Origin of the sequence: Aneurinibacillus sp. UBA3580 (assembly GCF_002375825.1) — a bacterium.
GTDB classification, from domain to species: Bacteria; Bacillota; Bacilli; order Aneurinibacillales; family Aneurinibacillaceae; genus Aneurinibacillus; species Aneurinibacillus danicus.
Genome location: NZ_DFMZ01000125.1, coordinates 5,379 through 5,653 on the forward strand (window position 1 = coordinate 5,379; position 275 = coordinate 5,653).

Annotated in this window: 1 pseudogene; it reads left to right on the plus strand. The window is 46.9% G+C overall.

Annotated elements, in window-relative coordinates:
- Positions 1–95 precede the first annotated feature (95 nt).
- Positions 96–275: pseudogene (gene pheS, locus B2899_RS16990) on the plus strand (phenylalanine--tRNA ligase subunit alpha); the annotation flags it as partial.

The window sequence follows — 275 nt, forward strand, 5'->3', positions numbered from 1 at the left end:
GAAAAAGACGTTCGCCTTTTTCCGCATTGAATTCATCCCCTCGTTCTTTTCTTTCTCTTTCTTTTTTACCAAAATTTATTAAGGAGGGTTATACAGTGCGCGAAAGATTGGAAGCATTGAAAGCGGAAGCGCTTGAGGAATTGGAAAAAATCGAGCGGACCGCGCAGGTGCAGGAACTGCGCGTAAAATATCTTGGCAAGAAAGGGTTGTTGACGGAAATTCTGCGGGGCATGGGCAAGCTGTCCGCAGAAGAGCGTCCGGTAATCGGGCAGTTA